At 29.1% G+C, this 2,782-nt stretch carries 2 protein-coding genes; both read left to right on the top strand.

Features of this window, described 5'->3' with window-relative positions; all coding sequences use genetic code 11:
- Positions 1 to 77 precede the first annotated feature (77 nt).
- Entirely contained in the window at positions 78 to 1,811 is a 1,734-nt protein-coding gene (locus tag ACI32A_RS02705; protein WP_439753485.1) for an ABC-F family ATP-binding cassette domain-containing protein, read from the top strand.
- Positions 1,801 to 2,724 (top strand): DMT family transporter, encoded by a 924-nt coding sequence (locus tag ACI32A_RS02700; RefSeq protein WP_439753484.1) that lies wholly within the window; start codon positions 1,801 to 1,803, stop codon positions 2,722 to 2,724. The genes ACI32A_RS02705 and ACI32A_RS02700 overlap by 11 nt, the downstream gene beginning before the upstream one ends.
- Positions 2,725 to 2,782 lie beyond the last annotated feature (58 nt).

The raw sequence follows: 2,782 nt of genomic DNA, 5'->3' as shown, positions 1-2,782 counted from the left end.
TGCTGCTCCAATGGCTATTGTTGAATTTGTGAAGTAGATTTCTACTTCACTTTTTCTTTTATAGGAAGGAGAGACCAATGTTATTAAGTGTCAATCATTTACAAAAGAAAATCAATGATAAATGGATTGTAAAAGATGCTTGCTTTACAATTGAAGAAAACGAAAAAATTGCTTTAGTAGGTATTAATGGAACTGGTAAAAGTACATTATTAAAAATGATTGCTGACATTGAACCATCTGATAATGGTGAATTCATAAAGAAAAATGGACTACAAATTTATTATTTATCACAAAAACCAAACTTTACAAAATCAAACATTTGGGATGAAATTAAATACATAAATAAACAAAATAATCATCCTAAAGAAGATTTTGAAATAAAATCTATTTTAACTAAATTAGGTCTATTTGATTTTGTTCAAAATATTCAAGAAATGTCGGGAGGTCAACAAAGAAAATTATCGATTGCATGTTCTTTAATTGCGCAATGCGATTTATTGTTGCTTGATGAGCCAACAAATCATTTAGACAATGAAATGATTGAATGGCTGGAAAACTATTTATTAAAATTAAAATGTTCTATTGTTATGGTTACACACGATCGTTATTTTCTAAATCGAATTTGTTCAATAATATTTGAATTAGATCAGGGAGATTTTTATGTGCATAATGGAAAATTTGAAACCTATCTGGAAAATAAAGAAATACGAATTGAAATCGAAGAAAAAGCCATTCAAAAACATAAAAATCTATATCGAAAAGAACTAGCATGGGTAAAAGCAGGTTGTCAAGCTCGTTCCACAAAGTCACAGGCACGATTGAATGCTTTTGAGGAATTACGTCAACAGCGATTTAAATCACAAGATGCAGTGTTGTCTATTTCAAATACTTCAAAGCGATTAGGAAAGAAAACAATTGAATTAAATAATATTTCATTTGGTTTTAATGAATTCTTATTTCAAGATTTTTCTTATAATTTTTTAAGGAATGATCGTGTAGGAATCATTGGAAGAAATGGATGCGGAAAATCTACTTTATTAAACATAATTGCAGGACAATTGAAACCCGTTCAAGGAACAATCTCTTATGGAGAAACAGTATCCATTGGATATTTCAAGCAAAATGATCTAAATGATGTATTGAATATGCGTGTTATTGATTATATTGAAAAAACAAGTAAGATTATTCAAGATGGAAACACAAAAATAACGGCAAGTCAAATGCTGGAAAAATTTCTGTTTGATAAAAAGATGCAATATACAACTATTGATCGTTTATCTGGAGGAGAAAGAAAGCGATTGTATTTATGTAATGTCTTAATGCAATCGCCAAATGTTTTGTTATTGGACGAACCCACAAATGATTTAGATATATTAACACTGGAAGTGTTAGAAGACTATTTAGATTCTTTTAATGGCATTGTGATTGTTGTAAGCCATGATCGATATTTTTTAGATCGTGTATGTGATCAGGTTTTTGTATATGAAAATCAAAAAATTCATAGATATCCTGGTGGATATTCTGACTATATGGCTTGTGTGAAAAATGAAAAAAGTTATATTCCAAAAGAAAAAAAGGAATGGAAAACAAAAAAAGTTTCTTTAACATATAAAGAAAAAAAAGAATTAGAAAATATCAATCTTCGTATTCCTAAATTAGAAAAAAATATTGAACAAATTAATAATGAAATGAATACTGTGACAGATTTTGAATACATGTCTTTTTTATGCCAAAAAAGAAATGAATTAGAAAAGGAATTAGAGGATTGCACAATGCGATGGATGGAGTTAGAAGAAAAAAATGAAGGCTAAATTAAATTTATCAAAAACAAGTACTGTTCTGTTATTGGCATTGTTTTCAACGTTTTTATGGGGATGTGCCCCTTCTTTTATCAAAATAGGATACGAATTACTGCACATAGATGCTACTCAAAGTGAAAATTTAATTTTATTTGCGGGTCTTCGCTTTACTTTGGCTGGAATTTTAGTGATTTTGATTCAATCTTTTCTTCAAAAGAAATTGATAATTCCACAGAAAAAGAATATAACTCCTATTTTAATCCTTGCTTTGTTTCAAACTTTTGGACAATATATTTTCTATTATTTAGGATTATCAAGAACAACTGGTGTCAATGCTGCTATTATCACTGGAACAGGGGCTTTACTTTCTTTGTTGTTTTCCGTCTATATTTTTAAAAAAGAAGAACTGACAAGGAATAAATTCATTGGTTGTTGTATGGGATTGGCAGGCATTGTTTGTATGAATCTAACAAATCAAATGAATGTATCTTTTATTGGAGATGGACTTGTCTTATGTTCACAAATTTGTTATTCATTATCAGCCTGTTTTATTCATTTGTTTTCCAAAGACAATGATCCCGTATTATTAAGTGGATATCAGTTTTTAGCAGGTGGAATTGCTTTAATTTTTGTTTCCTTATTCATGAATGCATCGATTCATTTTTCAGGAATTAAAATTTATTTTGTTTTATTTTATTTGGCTTTTATATCGGCGGTGGCATATACATTGTGGGGTTTATTGTTAGCTAATAATCCGGTCAGTAAAATTGGTATTTATGGTTGCTTGACTCCAATCTTTGGAGTTGTTATTTCAGCCCTTCTTTTACAAGAATTAAAACAAGCTTGTTCAATTCAAAGTATACTGGCATTATTTTTTATTGTATTCGCTTTGTATTTAGTGAATAAAGAAAAGAGAATCAAATGATTCTCTCAGAGTGTTGACAAACCCCCATATCTTTTAATAAAGGTATGGGGGTTTCAAC

Origin of the sequence: Floccifex sp., from assembly GCF_051873555.1 — a bacterium.
Classification (GTDB): Bacteria; Bacillota_I; Bacilli_A; order Erysipelotrichales; family Erysipelotrichaceae; genus Floccifex.
Note: the sequence above shows the minus strand (reverse complement) of the source record. Positions and strands in the feature narration are given on the sequence as shown.

Coding starts and splice junctions, on each gene's coding strand:
- ACI32A_RS02705 (WP_439753485.1), top strand. CDS start 78: ATGTTATTAAGTGTCAATCATTTACAAAAGAAAATCAATGATAAATGG.
- ACI32A_RS02700 (WP_439753484.1), top strand. CDS start 1,801: ATGAAGGCTAAATTAAATTTATCAAAAACAAGTACTGTTCTGTTATTG.